The sequence below is a fragment of the Streptomyces sp. NPDC001153 genome (assembly GCF_053598315.1).
In genome coordinates this window covers 1-20926 of sequence record NZ_JBSFJZ010000047.1, presented here as the reverse complement: position 1 = coordinate 20926, position 20926 = coordinate 1, and the positions used below count along the sequence as shown (strand labels likewise).

Genomic DNA, 20926 nt, shown 5'->3' with positions numbered 1-20926 from the left:
TCTCCCCGGCTTTCTAGTCCCGTACGGCGAACCCTGTCAATGTTTTGTCCAGACATTCGGACCAGCTCTTGACACCGCTTTCCGGACGCCCGCACGCTGGCGCCCATGACGTCGCTGTCACCCTCCTCCTCACTGTCCCGTATCCGGATCGGATCGGCGCCCGACTCCTGGGGCGTGTGGTTCCCCGACGACCCCCGCCAGGTGCCCTGGCAGCGCTTCCTCGACGAGGTGGCCGACTCCGGCTACGAGTGGATCGAACTCGGCCCCTACGGCTATCTCCCCAGCGACCCCGCCGTGCTCGCGGAGGAGACCGCGCGGCGCGGCCTGAAGGTGTCGGCCGGCACCGTCTTCACGGGCCTGCACCACGGTGAGTCCGTGTGGGACAAGACGTGGGCGCACGTGTCGGACATCGCGGCGCTGACCCAGGCGATGGGCGCCCGGCATCTCGTCGTCATCCCGTCCTTCTGGCGGGACGACAAGACGGGCGAGGTGCTCGAGCCGGACACACTGACCGCCGAGCAGTGGCGGAACCTGACCTCGCTGACCGAGCGGCTCGGGCGGGAGGTGCGGGAGCGGTACGGGCTGACGATCGTCGTCCATCCGCATGCCGACACCCACATCGACAGCGAGGAGAACGTCAGCCGTTTCCTCGACGGCACGGACTCCGACCTGGTGTCGCTGTGCCTGGACACCGGGCACTACGCGTACTGCGGCGGGGACAGCGTGCGGTTGATCGAGACGTACGGGGAACGGATCGGGTATCTGCACCTCAAGCAGGTGGATCCGGAGATCCTGGCGGACGTACGGGCCAAGGGCACGCCGTTCGGGCTGGCGGTGGCCCAGGGCGTGATGTGCGAACCGCCGTGCGGGGTACCGGAGTTGGGGCCCGTACTGGAGGCCGCACAGCGGCTGGGCGTGGATCTGTTCGCGATCGTCGAGCAGGACATGTATCCGTGCGCGCCGGACGCGCCGTTGCCCATTGCCCGGCGGACTCGGGCGTTTCTTCGCTCTTGTGGGATGTAGGGGCGCCCACCGGCCACGGGGTTGCCGTCGCCGCTCGTAGCATGGGTGGCGTGTCCTGGGAGACCGTGCCTGCCTGGCCCCATCCGGCGTTGCGGCCCGGTGTGATCAGCTATCGCGGTGTTCGGGTGCACCTCGACCGGCCGCGCCGCCGGCTGGAGGCGCCGATCGGGGCGGCCACGCTGCTGCTGGGTTTCGAGCAGCCGGTGCGCATCTCGCGTGCCGGCCGCCCCGCGGTGTCGCTGGTCTCCGTGGTCAACGGGCTGACCACCGCCCCCGCCCTCGGTGATCACGGCGGCCGTCTGTCCGGCATCGAGGTGCTGCTCGCTCCATGGGCCGCGTTCACGTTGTTCGGTACGCCTCAGTACGAACTGGCCAACCGGTCGGTGGACGCGGAGGAGTTCCGTCTCGGTGAACTGGCCGGAGCGCTGGCCGCGTTGCCGGGCTGGCCCGAGCGGTTCGCGTTGCTCGACCGGGTGTTGCTGGAGCGGTTCCATGCCGGTGTGCCCGCGTCCGAGCGGGTGGTGCACGCCTGGTCGCTGCTGCGGCGCCACGCCGGCACGCTTCCGGTGCCCCGGCTGGCCGAGGAAGTGGGCTGGAGCGTACGGCACCTGGAGAACCGCTTCCGGGAACAGATCGGTCTGTCCCCGAAGGCCGCGGCCCGGGTGCTGCGGCTGCAGCGGGCGCGGCGGCTGCTGGCCGCCGGGCACGGGCAGGCGGAGACCGCGGCGGTGTGCGGCTACTACGACCAGGCGCACTTCAGCGGCGAGTTCAAGGCCATGACGGGCTGCACCCCCGGGGAGTTCCTGGCGGCCCGGCGGCTGCCGGCGGCGGGCGCGCTGACCGACCGGCTGACGGGCGAGGCCACCAGCCTGCTCCTCGCCTCCGGCCGCGGTGCGCTTTTTTCCAAGACCCGGGCGGGCAGGGCCCGGCACGCTGATCGCCCGGCCATCATGCGCCCCGGGAAGGCGGGGGCCTCCGGCGGCCAGGGGGACTGATCCAGGAGGGCAACCCTGGGTGAAGCGGCCGCCGGAGCGTGCGGGGAAGCCGGCGGGCCGGGTCTGACGCAGCAGACCCGGTCCGCCCTTCCGACCCGCTTCCACCGGCCGCGGATCACCTGGCCCGCTCCACCCGGATCGGCGCGAAAGCAACGCGCCCCGCCGACGCCCCCGCGTACGCCTTTGCGGCAGCTGTGTCACAAACACCCCTTCTGTGTCACACATGTCCCGTGTACGCGGGTTGTGCGTCACATGGTGTCGACAGGCACTGACCACTGGTCACTCTGCGTCGTTCACCGAGCGCAGGCTTGTGATCGCCGGCGCAGCGCCCGGCTCCCCCGACGACCGCCCCCGGTCGCCGCTGTGGCGCGCACAGGGAGGTGCAACTCATGACCGACCAAAGGCTCTGGTCCTACAAGGAGATCGCGGCGCACATCAAAGTGCAGCCGGACACCGTGCGGTCCTATCGCAAGCACGGGCTGCTGCCCCCGCCGGACCATGTGGAGGGCGGCAAGCCGTACTGGTACGCCGACACCGTCCGCGCCTGGGTCGCCTCCCGGCCGGGCAACCGCGGCCGCACCTGACCTGCGCCTGAAATCGGCTGTGCCTCACGGGAGCCGTGGGGCACAGTCACCCGCTCTCAGCTCCACGGCTCGATGACCGTGACGCCGGCCCCCGGTGCCGTGCCCATCGCCGCCAGGGCCGCCGGAGCGGCGTCGAGCGTGAGGGTGGACGTCACCAGGAGGTCGGGGCGCAGGGCGCCGGAGCGGACCAGACCGAGCATGCCGGGGTAGGTGTGGGCGGCCATGCCATGGCTGCCGAGGAGTTCGAGCTCCAGGGCGATGGCACGGGCCAGCGGCACGGGGGTGGTGCCGTCGGCCGAGGGCAGCAGACCCACCTGGACATGGCGCCCGCGACGGCGCAGGCCGTTCACGGAGGCCGCGCAGGTGGCGGGCGAGCCGAGGGCGTCCAGGGAGAGATGGGCGCCGCCGTCGGTCAGCTCGCGGACGGCGGCGGCCGTGTCCGGCGTGCCGGTCGCGTCCAGGCACTGCGCGGCACCGAACTTCCGCGCCAGGTCGAGGGCCTGGGGTGTCACGTCCACGGCGACCACGCGTGCCCCGGCCGCCGCCGCGATCATCACCGCCGACAGCCCGACCCCGCCGCAGCCGTGCACCGCGACCCACTCCCCCGCCGCCACCCGGCCCTGCTGCACCACCGCGCGGAAGGCGGTGGCGAAACGGCAGCCGAGGGCGGCGGCGGTGGTGTACGCCATGTCGTCCGGGATCGCGACCAGGTTGACGTCGGCGTGGTCGAGGGCGACGTACTCGGCGAAGGAGCCCCAGTGATGGAAGCCCGGCTGGGTCTGGCGTTCGCACACCTGCTGGTCGCCCGCCGCACAGGCCGGGCAGGTGCCGCAGGCGCAGACGAACGGCACGGTGACCCGGTCGCCGGGCCGCCACCCGGTCACCCGGGAGCCCACCGACTCGACGACACCGGCGAGTTCGTGCCCGGGCACGTGCGGCAGCGTGATGTCGGAGTCGTGGCCCATCCAGCCGTGCCAGTCGCTTCGGCAGAGGCCGGTCGCTTCGACCCGTACGACGACACCGTGCTCCGCGGGTTCCGGGTCGGGTACGTTCCGTACCTCCGCGGGTGCGCCGTATCGCTCGAAGACGACGGCTCGCATGCTCGCTCCTTTCGGGAACCTCCGCACAGAGTAGGTGGCTCGGGAGCCGCCGGGTCAGCCGGCCGGTTCCGGTTCGCTGTGGCCGGTCGCGCCGTTCCCCGCGCCCCTCTGGGGCCCGTCTTCGCCGCCCTCGCTCAGACCGAACCGTTCATGGAGGCGGCGCAAGGGTGCCGGCGCCCACCACGTGGCCCTGCCCGTCAACCGCATGATCGCCGGTACCAGCAGGCTCCGGACCACCATCGCGTCCATCAGGACCGCCAGCGCGATGCCCAGCCCGAGCATCTTGGTGTTGGTCACCCGTGAGGTGCCGATGGCGACCATCACCACCGCGAGGATGACCGCCGCCGCGGTGATCAGTCCGCCGGTGCGCTGGAGTCCGTGCCGCACCGCCGCGTCGTGGTCGCCCGTGCGGTCGTACTCCTCCTTGATGCGGGAGAGCAGGAACACGCCGTAGTCCATGGAGAGCCCGAAGGCCACGCAGAACATCAGCACGGGCAGGGTGGTCTCGATGGAGCCGGAGCTGGTGAAGCCGAGCGCGCCGGAGAGGTGGCCGTCCTGGAAGACCCAGACCACGGCACCGAACATCGCGGTCAGGCTGAGCGCGTTGAGCACCACGGCCTGCACGGGTATCAGCACGCTTCCGGTGAGCAGGAAGACCAGCAGGAGCGTGACGACGGCGATGAACGCGGCGGCCCAGGGCAGGCGCTGGGCTATCGCGTGTTTGGTGTCGACGAGAACGGCGGCCGTGCCGGTCACCTTGGCCTCGAAGGGGGTGTGCAGCGAGCGCAGATCGCCGACCAGGCGCTGGGCCGGGTCGTCCACGGCCTCCCCCCTGGGCTGCACCGTGAAGTAGGCGGCATCGCCCTTGACCAGCGGGCCGTCGACGCGGGCCACCTCGGGAAGGGCGGCCACCTGCTGCTTGTAGTCGGCGTACTGGGCGGCGGTGGCCCTGCCCTCGGCGAGGACCTCGAGACCGCCGCCGGGGCTGCCCGGGAAGCCCTCGCGGATGTGCTCCTGCACCACGTGGGACTCGGCTGTCGAGGGCAGCTGGCGGTCGTCGGCGGTGCCGAACTTCACGCCCAGGAAGGGCAGTCCGAGGGTCACGAGCAGGACGCTGGTGCCGAGCGCGAAGAGCGGCGCCCTGCGCATCACCAGGCCTGCGGCGCGGGCCCAGGTGGTCCCGGGGGTCCCGGCGGTCCCCTCGGCGGGCTTCGGGGCGCGGCGCCGGCGGAACAGCCGCCGCAGGTCGAGGGAGTTGACCCGGTGGCCGAGCAGGACCAGCGCGGCCGGGAGCAGGATCAGGGCCGCGGCCGCGGCGAGCAGGACCACGGCGATGCCGGCGTAGGCGAAGGACCGCAGGAAGTACTGCGGGAAGACCATCATGGCGGCCAGCGACACCGCCACCGTGAGGGCGGAGAACAGGACCGTGCGGCCGGCGGTGCGCAGGGTTGTGCCGACCGCCGTCAACGGGGTGGCGCTCGTGGACAGTTCCTCGCGGAAGCGGCGGACGATGAACAGGGCGTAGTCGATGGCCAGGCCGAGGCCCAGGGCCGTGGTGAGGTTGAGCGCGAAGACGGAGACGTCGGTGAAGGCCGTCAGGCCGCGCAGGACGGCGTTGGTGCCGAGGATGGCGACGATGCCGATGCCGAGCGGCAGCAGGGCGGCGACCGCGCTGCCGAAGACCATCACCAGCAGCACCAGCGTGATCGGCAGGGCGATCATCTCGGCGCGGGCCAGGTCCTCCTTGATGATCGTCTGCATCTCGTGCCGGACCGCGACGATACCGCCGACCCTCACCCGGACCGGGCCGCGCGTGCCCCGGTAGTGCGGGGCGATGCGGTCGAGCGTCCGGCCCGTCGCGTTGTCGTCGCCGGTGATGCGGGCGGCGATCAGCGCCTCGTGGCCGTCCTTGGCGCGCAGGGCCGGTGACCTGCTCTGCCAGTACGAGCCGACGCCGGTCACGCCCTTCTCCCCCGCCAGCCGGCCGACCAGGTCACGGGCCTCGGCGGCGACCGCCGGATCGTCGACCGAGGCTCGGCCCGAGTCGACCAGGAGCAGCAGGTTCGGCTGGGAGCCGGGGAACTCGCGCTCCAGGGCCTTGGTGGCGTACGTCGACTCGGCGGCCGGGTCCTCCCAGCCGCCGCTGCCGAGCCGGTCCGCGACCCCGCTGCCGGCCAGCACGGCGAGCGCGGTGAGCACGAGGGCCACGAGGAGTGACAGGCGTGGGCGGGCGGTGACGAAGCGGGTGTAGCGACCGGGCCGGGGCGGCGCTCCCTCCTGCGGTCCCTCCTGCGCCCCTTCCGGCGCTTCCCCCGCCGTCCGCGGCGGCGTGTTGACTTCGGTCATCGTGCGGTGTCCCCTTCACCGTGACCCACGTCTGTGCAGGCAGGCAGCATGAGTCGCTCATTGCCAATAGACTGGCAAACACGAGAGATCGCTCGCGTTTCTCCAGAATGCGAGCGACCACTCGCGTTTGTCAATCACGTTCGGAGAGCTGGGGATAACGCGTGCCCGACAACCCGCAGACACAGAAGGAGCAGCCGCGCCGCCGGCAGGCCCGCGGGGAGCGCCGTATCGCCCAACTGCTCGAAGCGGCCGCACGCGTCTTCTGCACCACCGGCTACACCGCCGCCAGCACCAACGCCATCGCCCGCGAGGCCGGCGTCTCGCCGGGCACGCTCTACCAGTTCTTCCCGAACAAGGAGGCGATCGCGATCGAGCTGGGCGACCGGCTCGTCCACGAGATGCAGGAGACCTACGGCGAGGCACTGGCCCCCGTCGACCCCGCCACCCCGCTGGAGAAGGCCATCGGTTCCACCATCGACCGGTTCATGGCCTTCAACACCGAGCACCCGGTGTTCTTCGCGCTGATGCACGGTCCCGACATCCCGGGCCGGATGGCCGAGACGCACGACCAGCTGCACGCCACGCTGATCGGCCGGATCGAGGACCTGCTCACCAGCCTCATGCCCGGGGCCACCCCGGCCGACGTCACCCGCACAGCGCACATCTGCCTCGGTATCTACAAGTCCGGCCTCGAACTGGTCCTCGCCCACGAGGGCACCGAACGCGCGGCCTATGTCCAGGAGATCAAGGACGTCCTGGTCCGCTACCTGCAGCCACTGGTGGGCGACCGGCTCGGCTGAGGGTGATCCGTGGGCCGACCGACCGGGGGTGCCCAAGGTGAGCCAACCGACCGGGGGGTGCCCAAGATGAGCCAACCCCGGGGAAGTCCCAGGGAAGCCGACCGACCGGGGATACCCCCCAGGCAGCCAACCAGCCGGAGCCCGGGGAAACCAGCCACCGGCGCAACCCCGGGAAGCCACCCCCGTCGAGGCGATCCACGGAAACCGACCCGACCGAGGGGGCGATCCGAGGACGTCGAACGGCCGCGCGGGACGCCCCCCGGAGCCGATCATGCGCCGACAGACCCACAGCCACCCAGGGCGCCGGCGGCCCCAGGACCGCCAAGGCACCGACGACCCCAGGAGCCCTGGAGGCGGCAAGCCCGGGAAGCGGAGCGGCCGGGCGCCCGCGCCCCGGAAAGCCAACGGACGTCTGCCGCCCGGGAGCCCCGGACGCTGGACGGCCCCGCAGCCCCCGGACGCAGACAGCCTCGAGCACCCACGGGCGTAGGCGCCCCGAGAGCCCCCATGACACAGACGCCCCCGGGACCCCGGACCCGGGCACCCTCGGCACCCCCGGCACCCCCGAGGAAGCGGGACCCACACCAACCCCAGGCCCCCGCAAGCAGACGGCTCCGAGGAAGCCCACACGGAGACGGGACGGAGACGAGGACGCCCGAACCCCACCAAGCACAGCTGCCCCACCCACACCAGCTGGCCCAGCCAAGCCGGCCAAGCCGCCCAGCTCCCCCCGCCCCGAACCCCATGCCCCCACGAGCCCACCCGGACTGCGCCCCCCGGCACATCTGCCTAGAGTGCGGATAGATCGCCTCGTCCAGCCGCTGTCCGAGGGGACCCCCGTGAGTCACTTCCCGCCTCCCGGCACGCCCAAGGCCCGTATCCCCGGCCCACAGCAGCCGCCACCGCCGTACCCGCGCATCGCCGCGGGCCTGTGGCGGCGCTGTCTGGGTGGGGGGCTCGCCATGTGGGTGCTGATCGCATGGGTCACGTACGAGACGCGGAACAGCGCGCTGCTGCCGACGCTGATTCTGCTCGGCAGCCTTCTCGTACCGGTCGTCTTCGTGCTGTGGGCGTACGAGCGGCACGGCCGTGACCTGGGCGTCAGCGCGATCCTCGGCTGCTTTCTGGCCGGTGGGACCCTCGGCGTGCTCGGCGCCTCGCTCACGGAGTCGAACCTGGTGCGCCCCTCGCCGGGGACGTCCGTCGTCGTCGGCCTGCTCGAGGAGGCCGCCAAGCTCGGGGCGCTGGTGTTCGTGCTGCGCCAGCAGCCGGCCGTTCGCGGGATGCGCGCCGGACTGGCGCTCGGCGCGGCCGTCGGCTTCGGCTTCGCCGCCCTGGAGAGCGCCGGGTACGCCTTCGGCGCGGCCCTCTCCAGCGTGTCCGCCTCCGCCGAGGGCGTCGATCTGCGCACCCTGCTGGAGACGGAACTGCTGCGCGGGCTGCTCACCCCCTCCGGGCACGGACTGTGGACCGCGATCGCCGGCGGCGTACTGCTGTCCCGCCGCCGTCTGAACGGGTACTTCCGCCTCTCCGCGCCGGTCGTCGGCACCTGCCTCGGCGTGTCCCTGCTGCACGCGCTCGGGGACGCCACGCACGGCGTCGCCCTCTGGGTCGTCGCCCGGCTGACCGGCACCGCAGCGGAGGGGCAGCTGTTCGCACCGGGCTACCTCGTCCGGCCGAGCGCCGCGCAGGAGCACCTGTTCACCCTGTTCTCGGTCGGCGGGCTGGCGCTGGTGACCCTGGCGGGGGTCGGCTGGATGCGGGCGCTGGCACGCCGGGACCCCTCTTGGTGAGGTACCCCCTAGGGGTATAGTGTGGAGAGCGTGGGGTTCCCTCGCGGGCCCCACTGGCCCCACACGCCTCGACGAGGAGTAACGACATGAGCGCCCACACCGACACCCCCGGCTCCGTCACCACCGTCTACAAGGTGACCGGCATGAGCTGTGGCCACTGCGAGGGCTCCGTCTCCGGCGAGATCTCCCAGGTCCCCGGCGTCAGCTCGGTGAAGGCCGTCGCGTCCACCGGCGAGGTGACCGTGGTCTCCCAGGCCCCGCTGGACGACGAGGCCGTGCGCGCCGCCGTGGACGAGGCCGGCTTCGAGCTGGCCGGCAAGGCCTGATCGCCCCTCCACTCCCCCATTTCCCGATCGGGCCGTGCCGACCAGCTGATACTGGCTCCGTACGGTCCGGTCCGATGCCTGGAGTCCGGACATGACCAGCACCACCGAAGAGACAGCCATAACCGCGGAGACGGCCACAGCCACGGGGGAGACCTCCGAGGTGGAGCTGCTCATCGGCGGGATGACCTGCGCCTCCTGCGCCGCCCGGGTGGAGAGGAAGCTCAACCGGATGGAGGGCGTCAGCGCCACCGTCAACTTCGCGACCGAGAAGGCGAAGGTCACGTACGGCACCGGTGTCCAGGTCACCGACCTGATCGCCACCGTGGAGAAGACGGGGTACACCGCCGAGGAGCCGGCACCACCGGAGCCCGAGCCCGAGGCGTCCGCCCAGGCCCCCGGGCAGGACCCCGAACTCGGCGCCCTGCGGCACCGCCTGCTCGTCTCCGCGCTGCTCGCCGCGCCCGTGGTGCTGCTCGCGATGGTCCCTTCGCTGCAGTTCGACAACTGGCAGTGGCTCTCCCTGACCCTCGCCGCGCCGGTCGTCGTCTGGGGCGGCGCCCCCTTCCACCGGGCCGCCTGGACCAACCTCCGGCACGGCGCGGCCACCATGGACACCCTGGTGTCGGTCGGCACGCTCGCCGCGTTCGGCTGGTCGCTGTGGGCGCTGTTCTTCGGTGACGCGGGCATGCCCGGCATGCACGACGAGTTCCGCCTGACCGTCTCGCGCATGGACGGCGCCTCCACCATCTACCTGGAGGTCGCCGCCGGAGTCGTCGCCCTGATCCTGCTCGGGCGCTATCTGGAGGCCCGCTCCAAGCGGCGCGCGGGCGCGGCCCTGCGGGCCCTGATGGAGCTGGGCGCCAAGGACGTGGCGGTGCTGCGGGAGGGCCGTGAGGTGCGGGTTCCGGTGGCGGACCTGGCCGTGGGCGACCGGTTCGTCGTGCGGCCCGGCGAGAAGATCGCCGCCGACGGCACGGTGGTCGAGGGCGTCTCCGCGGTGGACGCCTCGATGCTGACCGGCGAGTCGGTGCCGGTGGACGTCGGCCCGGGCGACCGGGTCACCGGCGCCACCGTCAACGCGGGCGGCCGGCTGGTCGTCGAGGCGGCCCGGGTCGGCGCCGACACCCAGCTCGCCCGGATGGCGAAGCTGGTGGAGGACGCGCAGAACGGCAAGGCCGAGGTGCAGCGGCTCGCCGACCGGATCTCGGCGGTCTTCGTCCCGGTCGTCATCCTCGTCGCGGTCGGCACCTTCGCGGTCTGGCTGGCCGTCACCGGGGACACGGTCGCCGCGTTCACCGCCGCCGTCGCCGTCCTGATCATCGCCTGCCCCTGCGCGCTGGGCCTGGCCACGCCGACCGCGCTGATGGTCGGCACCGGCCGCGGCGCACAGCTCGGCATCCTGATCAAGGGCCCCGAGGTACTGGAGTCCACCCGCCGCGTCGACACGGTCGTCCTGGACAAGACCGGCACCGTCACCACCGGCCGGATGACCCTCCAGACGGTGTACGCCGCCGACGGCGAGGACGAGAAGGAGCTGCTGCGGCTCGCCGGCGCCCTGGAGCACGCCTCCGAGCACCCCGTCGCCCGCGCGATCGCCGCCGGAGCCGAGGAACGGACCGGCGCGCTCCCGCCGGTGGAGCACTTCGAGAACGTCCCCGGACGGGGCGTACGCGGGCGCGTGGACGGCCGTGAGGTGGCCGTGGGGCGCCTGTACGACGAGCTGCCGCAGGAGCTGGCCCGCGCGGCGCGCGAGGCGGAGCAGGAGGGCCGTACGGCCGTCGTGGCGGGCTGGGACGGGCGGGCCCGCGGGGTCCTCGCCGTCGCCGACGCGATCAAGGAGACCAGCGCCGAGGCGGTGCGCGAACTGCGTGCGCTGGGCCTGAGGCCGGTGCTGCTCACGGGGGACAACCGCACGGTCGCCGAGGCGGTGGCACGCACGGTCGGCATCGGCTCCGGGGACGTGTTCGCCGAGGTGCTGCCCGAGGACAAGGTGGACGTCGTACGACGGCTGCAGCGCGAGGGGCGGGCCGTGGCGATGGTCGGCGACGGCGTGAACGACGCGGCCGCGCTGGCCACCGCCGACCTGGGCCTCGCCATGGGCACCGGCACGGACGCGGCGATCGAGGCCGGAGACCTGACCCTCGTCCGCGGCGATCTGCGGGTCGCGGCCGACGCCATCCGGCTGTCCCGGCGGACGCTGGCCACCATCAAGGGCAACCTGGTGTGGGCCTTCGGCTACAACGTGGCCGCGCTGCCGCTGGCCGCCGCCGGGCTGCTCAACCCGATGATCGCCGGCGCCGCGATGGCCTTCTCCTCGGTGTTCGTGGTGACCAACAGCCTGCGGTTGCGCCGCTTCCGCTGAAGTCCCGTGGGGTTACCGGCGGTTCACCGCAGTCGAAGTAAGAGACCCCCTAGAGTCCTGCGCGAGCCTCACATAAGCTCTTCACAAGGCTCGCGCATCATCCTTACGCTTGGACCCCGATCACCGTACCGGGGCTCTTGCGCACCTAAGGGACATATGCAAGAGACGCAGATCACAGTGATGCGAACGTAACCATCGAAGGGGTTCGAAGGTCTAAGTTGGCGATGTCAGGCCAGCGTCTTGGGGGGCGCTGACTGGCATCTGGGGATGTCTTGGGGGACTTCCTCAGAGGTGCGTTGCCGGGGCACGCGCGCCGGGAAGCTTTGAGCGGCCCACCCAGCGTGCGTTGTCCCGGCAGATCGCAGCGCATCACTGGAGCAGGACGAGTTTTGCTCATTCTGCTCGAAGACAGCGGTTCAGGCGCTGTCCTCTCCGAGCGCCCGGCCGGATCCCGTGGGGGGAATCCGCACCGGGACATGGGAAGGCGCCCTGGTCGTCGGCCCGTGGGGGGACCGGCGTCTCAGGGCGCCTTCCGCTTTCCGCTTCTCTCTGCGCTCTACGACTTCCGCTACGACGAGTCCGTCAGGCGCCGGGGAAGCACACCGCCCCCAGGCGCCCGGAAGAAACGAACTCACGCCGCCGGAACAAAGGGCACCACCGGGATGGCGCCCCCACCGGCAGGTGTCAGCGCTCCTCGACCGGCACGAAGTCGCGCAGCTCCACACCCGTGTAGATCTGGCGCGGGCGGCCGATGCGGGAGCCCGGCTCCTTGATCATCTCGGTCCACTGGGCGATCCAGCCCGGCAGGCGGCCCAGGGCGAACAGGACCGTGAACATCTCGGTCGGGAAGCCCATGGCCCGGTAGATCAGGCCGGTGTAGAAGTCGACGTTGGGGTAGAGGTTGCGCGAGACGAAGTAGTCGTCGGAGAGCGCGTGCTCCTCCAGCTTCAGCGCGATGTCCAGCAGCTCGTCGGACTTGCCGAGCGCGGAGAGGACGTCGTGCGCGGCGGCCTTGATGATCTTGGCGCGCGGGTCGAAGCTCTTGTAGACCCGGTGGCCGAAGCCCATCAGACGGACGCCGTCCTCCTTGTTCTTCACCTTGGTGATGAAGGAGTCGACGTCGCCGCCGTTCGCCTGGATGCCCTCCAGCATCTCCAGCACGGACTGGTTGGCGCCGCCGTGCAGCGGACCCCACAGCGCGCTGATGCCGGCCGAGATCGAGGCGAACATGTTGGCCTGCGAGGAACCGACCAGGCGGACCGTGGAGGTCGAGCAGTTCTGCTCGTGGTCGGCGTGCAGGATCAGCAGCTTGTCCAGCGCGGAGACCACGACCGGGTCCAGCTCGAACTCCTGCGCCGGGACCGAGAAGGTCATGCGCAGGAAGTTCTCGACGTAGCCGAGGTCGTTGCGCGGGTAGACGAACGGGTGGCCGATCGACTTCTTGTACGCGTACGCCGCGATCGTCGGAAGCTTCGCGAGCAGCCGGATCGTGGAGAGGTCACGCTGCTTCTCGTCGAACGGGTTGTGGCTGTCCTGGTAGAAGGTGGACAGCGCCGAGACGACCGAGGACAGCATGGCCATCGGGTGGGCGTCGCGCGGGAAGCCCTTGTAGAAGTTCTTGACGTCCTCGTGCAGCAGGGTGTGCCGCGTGATGTCGTTCTTGAACGTCGAGAGCTCGTCGACGGTGGGCAGCTCGCCGTTGATCAGCAGGTACGCCACCTCGAGGAAGGTGGAGCGCTCGGCCAGCTGCTCGATGGGGTAGCCGCGGTAGCGGAGGATGCCCGCCTCGCCGTCGAGGTAGGTGATCGCGGATTTGTAGGCGGCCGTGTTGCCGTACCCGCTGTCCAGAGTCACGAGACCGGTCTGAGCGCGGAGCTTCCCGATGTCGAAGCCCTTGTCGCCGACGGTGCTGTCGACCACCGGGTAGGTGTACTCGCCGTCGCCGTACCGCAGTACTACAGAGTTGTCGCTCACGTCTTCCCTCACCGACGTAGTGCCTCATCTTCGAGGTGCCCTGACTGTCTCTACCATCCCCCATTTGGCTCAGGAGAGTGCACTCGGGGTCGACCATTGGGCCTATTGGCGGCACTCAGTGCCGCCAACCTGCTCATCCTGCCCCCTTGTCTCCCCATCTGGAAGGTCTCTGTGACCTTCACGACTCATTTGATCGATCATTTTTCGTGATGGTGCTGATCAAGCCTGAAGTCGAGTGCCGTGCACCGCCGTCCGGCCGACACCGTGCGCACCGCCTGTCCGATCGCCTTGCGTGAACCGACGAGGACGACCAGCTGTTTGGCGCGGGTCACCGCCGTGTACAGCAGGTTCCGCTGGAGCATCATCCATGCCCCGGTCGTGACGGGGATCACCACAGCGGGATATTCACTTCCCTGTGAACGGTGGATGGTCACCGCGTACGCATGGGCCAGTTCGTCCAGTTCGTCGAATTCGTACGGAACCTCCTCGTCCTCGTCCGTCAGCACCGTGAGCCGCTGGTCGACCGGATCGAGCGAGGTGACGACACCCACGGTGCCGTTGAAGACACCGTTCTTCCCTTTCTCGTAATTGTTGCGAATCTGGGTCACCTTGTCGCCGACGCGGAAGACCCGACCGCCGAACCGCTTCTCGGGCAGATCGGGCCGGCCCGGGGTGACGGCCTGCTGGAGCAGCCCATTGAGCGCCCCCGCCCCCGCAGGCCCCCGGTGCATCGGCGCGAGGACCTGCACATCCCGGCGCGGATCGAGCCCGAACCGGGCCGGAATCCGCCGGGCGGCGACGTCGACGGTGAGCCGCCCGGCCTCCTCGGTGTCGTCCTCGACGAACAGGAAGAAGTCCTTCATCCCGTCGGTGAGGGGATGCTGACCCGCGTTGATCCGGTGCGCGTTGGTCACCACGCCGGACTGCTGGGCCTGCCGGAAGACCCGGGTGAGCCGGACGGCCGGGATGGGGCTGCCGTCGGCCAGCAGGTCGCGCAGCACCTCGCCGGCGCCGACGCTGGGCAGCTGGTCGACGTCCCCGACGAAGAGGAGATGGGCGCCCGGGGGCACGGCCTTGACCAGCTTGTTGGCGAGCAGGAGGTCGAGCATGGAGGCCTCGTCCACGACCACGAGATCGGCGTCGAGCGGCCGGTCCCGGTCATAGGCGGCATCCCCGCCGGGCTTCAGCTCCAGCAGCCGGTGCACGGTGGAGGCCTCGGCACCGGTCAGCTCGGCCAGGCGCTTGGCGGCGCGCCCGGTGGGGGCGGCGAGCAGCACCTTGGCCCGCTTGGCCCGGGCCAGCTCCACGATCGAGCGGACGGTGAAGGACTTGCCGCAGCCGGGCCCGCCGGTGAGGACGGCGACCTTCTCGGTGAGCGCGAGCTTGACGGCGGCTTCCTGCTCGGGGGCGAGTTCGGCGCCGGTACGGCCCTTCAGCCAGCCGAGTGCCTTGTCCCAGTCGACGCCGTGGAACGCCGGCATCCGGTCCTGGTCCGTACGCAGGAGACGCAGCAACTGCGAGGAGAGCGAGATCTCGGCACGGTGGAAGGGGACGAGGTAGACGGCGGTGACGGGTTCGGCGTCGTCACCGTCCGGTCCGGGCACCTTCTCCCGCACGACACCGGGGTCGCCGCCGTCCTCCGGGGGTTCGGCCAGCTCGGCGAGGCACTCGATGACCAGCCCGGTGTCGACGGCGAGCAGCTTCACCGCGTCGGAGATCAGCCGCTCCTCCGGCAGGAAACAGTGCCCTTGGTCGGCGGACTGGGACAGGGCGTACTGCAGACCGGCCTTCACCCTCTCCGGGCTGTCGTGCGGGATGCCGACGGACTGGGCGATCTTGTCGGCGGTCAGAAAGCCGATGCCCCAGACGTCGGCGGCGAGGCGGTAGGGGTGGTTCTTCACGACGGAGATCGACGCGTCCCCGTACTTCTTGTAGATCCGCACGGCGATGGACGTCGACACCTCGACGGTCTGCAGGAAGAGCATGACCTCCTTGATCGCCTTCTGCTCCTCCCAGGCGTCGGCGATCTTCTTGGTCCGCTTGGGGCCGAGGCCGGGGACCTCGATGAGCCGCTTGGGCTCCTCCTCGATGATCCGGAGGGTCTCGAGCCCGAAGTGCTGGGTGATCCGGTCGGCGAAGACCGGCCCGATCCCCTTGACCAGCCCCGACCCGAGGTAACGCCGGATGCCCTGGACGGTGGCGGGCAGCACGGTCGTGTAGTTCTCGACGTGGAACTGCTTGCCGTACTGGGGATGGGACCCCCAGCGCCCCTCCATTCGCAGGGACTCCCCGACCTGGGCGCCGAGCAGCGCGCCGACCACCGTGAGGAGGTCGCCGGCGCCTCTGCCCGTGTCGACCCGGGCGACCGTGTAGCCGTTCTCCTCATTGGCGTACGTGATCCTCTCCAGCACGCCTTCGAGCACGGCAAGCCGCCGCTCGCCGGTCTGGGTCCCCGCCTGTTGAGCCATGATCCGACGGTACCGGTGGGCTCTGACAGCGGGTCCGGCAACCGCTCGTACGAGGCCCGGCAGTTGCCCGGGCCGTGATCAGCGGACGACGTCGAAGACCTGCTTCTGCAGGCCGTTGCCGTAGACCTCGTGCTCGACCGGCCTCAGCTTCTGGGTGTCCTTGTCCGTGGTGCTGAACAGGCGCTTGCCGGCACCGAGCAGCAGCGGGAACACGAGCAGGTGGTAGCGGTCGATCAGGCCGGCGTCGGAGAGGCTCTGGTTCAGGGCGGCGCTGCCGTGCACGATGATCGGGCCGCCCTCGGTCTCCTTCAGGGCGGCGACCTCGTCGAGCGAGCGCAGGATCGTGGTCTCGCCCCAGTTGGAGACCAGCTTGTCCTCGGTGAGGGTGGTGGAGACGACGTACTTCGGCATCGTCCGGTAGTGCGCGAACTCCGGCATGTCCGGCCACACCGGGCTGAACGCCTCGTAGCTGACCCGGCCCAGCAGGATCGCGGTGGACTCCCGCTGCTCCCGTTCCTTGATCTCGAACGCCTCGGGGACGAACTCCACGTCCTTGAAGGTCCATCCGGAGTTGCGGTAGCCGGGTTCGCCGCCGGGGGCCTCCACGACGCCGTCGAGCGAGATGAAGGCGCTGGTGATCAGGGTGCGCATGGCGAGCTCCTCGGGTTCTCGGTGGGCGGGTGCGCCGCCGGGTCCGGCACCGTTCCAGTGTCTACCGACAAATTTATTTGTCAAGGCGAGGAAAGTTTTCGGTGCTAGGCAGTACGGGACCGGGCGAAACCAGGGCGGAGACGTTGCGACGCGCCGGCCGGGAAGCGGGCCCGGCCGGCGCGTCGGATGCTGCGGTGTCGGTCAGTTCAGGTGTCGGGCGAAGAAGCTCAGGGCGCCGTCGACTTCGAACGCCGGCACATCCCCGTGCCTGCCGGGGTTGGCGTGCAGTGTCTTCTCCGTCGAGGCCAGGGCGTCGAACAGCGCCAGGCTCTGGTCGCGCGGGACCATCTGGTCGTCCCACTGGACCAGGAACTGCACCGGCACGGTGATCCGGGCGGCGTCCTCGGCCAGCCCGTGCGCGCCGAGCAGGCCCAGCACGGCGGCCCGGATCCGGGGTTCTGCTGCGATGAGCGGGATGCCCAGGCCGCAGCCCATCGACATGCCGCAGTAGCCCACCGGTCCGGCGCCGACCTGGTCGAGGCGCTGGACCGCCGTCAGAACCGCCCGCCAGTCCGCTACGGCCTGAGGGGCCAGGTAGCTGTGCATGCCGGCGACCAGCGCGCCCGGGGCCTTGCCGGCGGCCATGCCCGCCCGCATGTCGGCGGCGATGCGGCCGAACTCCTCGCCCTTGGGCCGGTCGCCGTGGTGGGGCGCGTCGATGGCGACGACTGCGAAACCCCCGGCGGCGTAACGGCGCGCGCGGGAGACGGTATGGGGAGCCGTCTTGTGCTGCCCGCCGCCGTGGCCCAGCAGGATCAGGGGGCGGGGGCCGCGGGCGCCCTCCGGCGTCCAGAGCACGCCGGGGACCTCGTCGAGGGTGAAGAACTGCTCGGTGACGCCGTCCGACGACGTCTGGGAGGTGAAGCGCATCAGCGTTTCAAGCCTTTCGGGATGCCTTGTGCGGGCGCTCCCTAGGCCATGCGGAGAAGGGAGCCCCGACGCGTCACAGTGTTGATCGGACTCACCTCCTCGAATGCGCAATCATGCACGGCGGCCCCGAAGTTATCACAGAGGCGGACAGGGCGACCGGCAGATCCGTGCCGGGAATCCTGGTGGTGCGGCCCCCGTGCCGACAGGGTCAACTCCCTTGTCCCGCCCACTAATCTTGGCCGCATGAGCGATCCCGCACCCATGGAGCCGCCGGACGTGCTCACCGCGCTCGGCGCGGCCTTCCGGCTGTATCGGCATGCCGGTGTGGTGGACCCCGTCGAGGTGTGCGCCGCGCTGGGCGTTCCGCCGGCACGGACCGTGAAGACCCTGGCCTTCGTCACCCCGGAGGACCGGCTGTTGCTCGCCGCGCTGCCCGGTCACGCACGGCTGCGGTTCGGCCCCCTGGCGCGGGCCGCCGGGATACGCCGTGGCGACCTGTCCCACGCGGGCGCCGGCCGGCTGGCGCGGGCGGGGATGCGGCCCGGCGGGGTGTGTCCCGTGTCGTCGGACGGGGCCGCGCTGGTGGTGTTCGACAAGGCGGTGAGCGGTCTGGGGCGTGTGTACTGCGGCAGCGGGCGGGCCGACAGCAGTATCGAGATCGACGCGGGGGCGCTCGTCGCGGCCGTACCGGATGCCGTCACGGCGCCGATCGGAGACGTGCCCGGCGGCGAGCTCGTATGAGGATCCGCGCCGCCGTACCCACCGACGCCGATGACATCCACCGGCTCCTCAGCGGGTTCGTGACCAGTCACCGGCCCGAGCGCGACGTCTTCGACCGCGTCACCTTTCCTCGTGTCCTCGAAGCCGCCGCGGCGGGCAGAGCCGAACTTCTGGTCGCCGAGGACGACTCGCCCGGGGGCGGGTACGTGGCCGGTTACGTGCTCGGTCTGCGCATGCCCACCCTCTTCGCCGGCGGGACCGTCCTGGAGGTGCTGGAGCTCACCGTCGACGCGCCCGCGCGGGGGCGCGGTACGGGTTCCGCGCTCATCCGGGCCGTACAGGCGAGGGCCGAGGACGCGCACGACGTCGAAGTGACCGTCCCGACCCGCCGGGCCGCCGGCTTCTATCGCGGTCTGGGGTTCCGGGAGACCGCCTCCTACCTGAAGTGGGTGACCTCGTGACCGGGTCCGTGCGGATCGAGGGCGTCACCGCGCTGGTGACCGGCGCCAACCGCGGGCTGGGGCGGGTGATGGCCCGGATGCTCCTCGAGCGCGGGGCGCGGCGCGTCTACGGCGGGGCCCGCGACCCGCGGTCGGTCGTGGAGCCCGGTGTCGTTCCGGTTCGGCTCGACGTCACCGATCCCGCCCAGGTGGCCGCGGCGGCCGATGCGTGTTCCGGTCTGACCCTGCTCGTCAACAACGCCGGGGTCCTCACCGACAGCCCCCTGCTGGCCGCGCCCGACCTGGCTGCCGCCCGCACGGAGATGGAGGTCAACTACTTCGGCACGCTCGCCATGTGCCGTGCCTTCGCGCCCCTGCTCGCCGGCAACGCGCCCGGCGCCGTCGTCAACGTGCTGTCCATCGCCAGCTGGTTCACCAACCCGGCGATGGGGTCGTACAGCGCCTCCAAGGCCGCCGCCTGGGCCATGACCAACGGGATCCGGGAGGAGCTCCGGGACAGCGGTGTTCTCGTCGTCGGGGTGCACTGCGGATACATCGACACGGACATGGCCGCCCATGTCAGCGGGCCCAAGAACACGCCGGCGTCGATCGCCGCGCAGGCTCTCGACGCCGTCGAGGCCGGCCGCACGGAAGTGCTCGCCGACGAGCGCACCCGGCGGGCCAAGGCGGATCTGGGGCGTCCGGGCCCGGCCTGACCCTCCGGTCAGGTGCCCGGGCCGAGGCGAAGGAGCCGGGCATGGACCTGCCCGTGACCGACGCCCGGAACGACGCCTCCCAGCAGGCCGGCCAGCCGCAGAACTTCACCGGTTCCGGCCTGGGCGCGATCGCCGTCGGCCCGGTGGACTCCGACGCGGCGGGCAACTCGGTGAAGGCCGCCGGCAAGGCGAGGATCCCGGTGATCGCCGTCGTCCGGGGCGTCAGCAAGGCCGCCGTGCACGCCCTGGTGGCCTCCGACAACGTGGCGGGCGGTGAGCCGGCTGCGAAGACGATCGCCGAGAAGCCCGGCGGCGAGGGCCTGTAGCGCGCGCAGGGTTTCGCGAACGGCCCGAAGGCCTCTGCCGAACCTGCCCCAGGCCCACCCCGACGTCCAGGGCGTCCTCGCCGCCGACGACGGGATGGCATTCGGCGCCACGGTACCCCGGACGGGCTGACGGCGGTGCGGAACGGCAGGCTGTACGCGTCGGTCGTACAGCAGCCGTCACAGTCGGGGAGGATCGCCGTGGACAACGCGCTGAAGGCGGCCCAGGGCAGGAAGGTGGTTCACCATGGGTGACGGCCGCCCGCCCGGGGGCATCTCTCAGGGGAATCAGGGGAGTCAACTGATGTACGACTACGACCTGTTGGTCGTGGGTTCGGCCAACGCCGACCTGGTGATCGATGTCGAGCGGCGGCCCGCCGCCGGCGAGACGGTGCTCGGCGGCGACCTGGCCGTCCACCCGGGCGGCAAGGGCGCCAACCAGGCGGTCGCCGCAGCCCGGCTCGGCGCGAGCACGGCCCTGCTGGCCCGGGTCGGCGACGACGGCCACGGCCGGCTGCTGCTGAACTCCCTGCACGCGGCCGGTGTCGACACGGTCGGCGTGCTGGTGGGCGGGGTGCCGACGGGTGTGGCGCTGATCACCGTGGACCCCTCCGGGGACAACAGCATCGTGGTGTCGCCCGGCGCCAACGCCCGCCTCACCCCGGCGGACATCCGGGCTGCGGTCAGCCTGTTCCTGGCCTCGCGGGTGGTGTCGGCGCAGCTGGAGATCCCGCTGGAGACGGTCGTGGAGGTCGTACGGAACCTGTCCCCGGACAGCCGTTTCGTGCTGAACCCGTCCCCGCCCAGGCCGCTGCCCACGGAGGTGCTCGCGGCCTGCGACCCGCTGATCGTCAACGAACACGAGGCCCGGGTGATCCTCGGCGAGGCCTGTGTGAGCGAGGACCCGGCGGACTGGGCGCGGCTGCTGCTGGCCAAGGGTCCGCGCTCGGTGGTGGTGACGCTGGGCGCGGGAGGGGCGCTGGTGTGCGAATCCTTGGAGGTGACCCGGGTGGCGCCGGTGAAGGTCGACGCGGTGGACACGACAGGTGCCGGGGACGCGTTCACGGCGGCGCTGGCCTGGCAGCTGGGGACGGGTGCGGATCTGCCACAGGCGGCGGCCTACGCGGCCCGGGTCGGCGCGGCGGCCGTGACCAAGCGGGGCGCGCAGGAGTCGTATCCGACGGCGGAGGAGGTCGAGAGGCTGTGAAGAAGGCGCGGATCCTCGACCGCCACCTCTCCGGTGCGCCGGCCCCATTTTCCCCGGGCTGTCCCTGGTTCCGCACGAGCGCCTGAAGGAGCGGTCGGCAGGCGCACGGCCGGTCGTCCGCACGGGTTACGACTTCGAGGGGGCGGCGCCGGTCCGTCGACCGGCGCC

Annotated in this window: 17 protein-coding genes and 1 pseudogene; 12 read left to right on the top strand and 6 right to left on the bottom strand. The window is 71.4% G+C overall.

Annotation, left to right across the window (positions count from 1 at the left end):
* Positions 1-105 precede the first annotated feature (105 nt).
* The 3 genes from ACWDEN_RS38615 to ACWDEN_RS38605 all read left to right on the top strand — a co-directional run bounded on the left by ACWDEN_RS38615 (position 106) and on the right by ACWDEN_RS38605 (position 2602).
* Positions 106-1023: a sugar phosphate isomerase/epimerase family protein gene (locus tag ACWDEN_RS38615; RefSeq protein ID WP_450862606.1), complete on the top strand. Its 918-nt coding sequence runs from the start codon at positions 106-108 to the stop codon at positions 1021-1023.
* Between the two features lie 41 nt (positions 1024-1064).
* On the top strand, positions 1065-2018 hold the full coding sequence (locus ACWDEN_RS38610; RefSeq protein WP_450862605.1) for a helix-turn-helix domain-containing protein: 954 nt from the start codon (positions 1065-1067) through the stop codon (positions 2016-2018).
* 389 nt (positions 2019-2407) lie between these two features.
* Positions 2408-2602 carry a helix-turn-helix transcriptional regulator gene (locus ACWDEN_RS38605; protein WP_351611355.1) on the top strand — a complete coding sequence of 65 codons (195 nt, stop codon included), beginning with the start codon at positions 2408-2410 and terminating at the stop codon, positions 2600-2602.
* Positions 2603-2658: 56 nt separating this feature from the next.
* Here the strand turns inward: ACWDEN_RS38605 and ACWDEN_RS38600 are convergent, their stop codons facing one another.
* Positions 2659-3702, bottom strand: coding sequence for a zinc-dependent alcohol dehydrogenase family protein (locus tag ACWDEN_RS38600; protein ID WP_450862604.1), 1044 nt, complete (start codon positions 3700-3702; stop codon positions 2659-2661).
* A gap of 54 nt (positions 3703-3756) precedes the next feature.
* The gene (locus ACWDEN_RS38595; protein WP_450862602.1) at positions 3757-6048 is read right to left on the bottom strand and encodes an MMPL family transporter; all 2292 of its coding nucleotides are present in this window, start codon (positions 6046-6048) and stop codon (positions 3757-3759) included.
* A gap of 161 nt (positions 6049-6209) precedes the next feature.
* Here ACWDEN_RS38595 and ACWDEN_RS38590 point away from each other — a divergent pair, with 161 nt between their 5' ends.
* The 4 genes from ACWDEN_RS38590 to ACWDEN_RS38575 all read left to right on the top strand — a co-directional run bounded on the left by ACWDEN_RS38590 (position 6210) and on the right by ACWDEN_RS38575 (position 11329).
* On the top strand, positions 6210-6848 hold the full coding sequence (locus ACWDEN_RS38590) for a TetR/AcrR family transcriptional regulator (protein WP_450862600.1): 639 nt from the start codon (positions 6210-6212) through the stop codon (positions 6846-6848).
* An 839-nt stretch (positions 6849-7687) separates the two neighbouring features.
* Positions 7688-8641 carry a PrsW family glutamic-type intramembrane protease gene (locus ACWDEN_RS38585; protein ID WP_450862599.1) on the top strand — a complete coding sequence of 318 codons (954 nt, stop codon included), beginning with the start codon at positions 7688-7690 and terminating at the stop codon, positions 8639-8641.
* 86 nt (positions 8642-8727) lie between these two features.
* The gene (locus tag ACWDEN_RS38580) at positions 8728-8967 is read left to right on the top strand and encodes a heavy-metal-associated domain-containing protein (protein ID WP_450862597.1); all 240 of its coding nucleotides are present in this window, start codon (positions 8728-8730) and stop codon (positions 8965-8967) included.
* A gap of 91 nt (positions 8968-9058) precedes the next feature.
* On the top strand, positions 9059-11329 hold the full coding sequence (locus tag ACWDEN_RS38575) for a heavy metal translocating P-type ATPase (RefSeq protein WP_351611338.1): 2271 nt from the start codon (positions 9059-9061) through the stop codon (positions 11327-11329).
* A 684-nt stretch (positions 11330-12013) separates the two neighbouring features.
* Here ACWDEN_RS38575 and ACWDEN_RS38570 read toward each other — a convergent pair.
* The 4 genes from ACWDEN_RS38570 to ACWDEN_RS38555 form a co-directional block, all read right to left on the bottom strand.
* Positions 12014-13303 (bottom strand): citrate synthase, encoded by a 1290-nt coding sequence (locus ACWDEN_RS38570; protein ID WP_351611335.1) that lies wholly within the window; start codon positions 13301-13303, stop codon positions 12014-12016.
* 197 nt (positions 13304-13500) lie between these two features.
* Positions 13501-15771, bottom strand: coding sequence for an SF1B family DNA helicase RecD2 (gene recD2, locus ACWDEN_RS38565; RefSeq protein WP_351611333.1), 2271 nt, complete (start codon positions 15769-15771; stop codon positions 13501-13503).
* 78 nt (positions 15772-15849) lie between these two features.
* Positions 15850-16422, bottom strand: a complete 573-nt coding sequence (locus ACWDEN_RS38560; protein WP_351611331.1) for a dihydrofolate reductase family protein — start codon at positions 16420-16422, stop codon at positions 15850-15852.
* Positions 16423-16623: 201 nt separating this feature from the next.
* The gene (locus ACWDEN_RS38555) at positions 16624-17352 is read right to left on the bottom strand and encodes a dienelactone hydrolase family protein (RefSeq protein ID WP_351611328.1); all 729 of its coding nucleotides are present in this window, start codon (positions 17350-17352) and stop codon (positions 16624-16626) included.
* A 243-nt stretch (positions 17353-17595) separates the two neighbouring features.
* On the opposite strand from ACWDEN_RS38555, the gene ACWDEN_RS38550 reads away from it, so the two are divergent.
* The 5 genes and pseudogenes from ACWDEN_RS38550 to ACWDEN_RS38530 all read left to right on the top strand — a co-directional run bounded on the left by ACWDEN_RS38550 (position 17596) and on the right by ACWDEN_RS38530 (position 20758).
* The gene (locus ACWDEN_RS38550; protein WP_450862595.1) at positions 17596-18093 is read left to right on the top strand and encodes an aminoacyl-tRNA deacylase; all 498 of its coding nucleotides are present in this window, start codon (positions 17596-17598) and stop codon (positions 18091-18093) included.
* Positions 18090-18533, top strand: a complete 444-nt coding sequence (locus ACWDEN_RS38545) for an N-acetyltransferase family protein (protein ID WP_450862593.1) — start codon at positions 18090-18092, stop codon at positions 18531-18533. Before ACWDEN_RS38550 ends, ACWDEN_RS38545 begins: the two co-directional genes overlap by 4 nt.
* Positions 18530-19228 (top strand): SDR family oxidoreductase, encoded by a 699-nt coding sequence (locus tag ACWDEN_RS38540; protein WP_351611319.1) that lies wholly within the window; start codon positions 18530-18532, stop codon positions 19226-19228. Before ACWDEN_RS38545 ends, ACWDEN_RS38540 begins: the two co-directional genes overlap by 4 nt.
* Before the next feature lie 2 nt (positions 19229-19230).
* Positions 19231-19791: pseudogene (locus ACWDEN_RS38535) on the top strand (substrate-binding domain-containing protein); the annotation flags it as partial.
* Between the two features lie 64 nt (positions 19792-19855).
* The gene (locus tag ACWDEN_RS38530; protein ID WP_450862591.1) at positions 19856-20758 is read left to right on the top strand and encodes a ribokinase; all 903 of its coding nucleotides are present in this window, start codon (positions 19856-19858) and stop codon (positions 20756-20758) included.
* Positions 20759-20926: the final 168 nt, after the last annotated feature.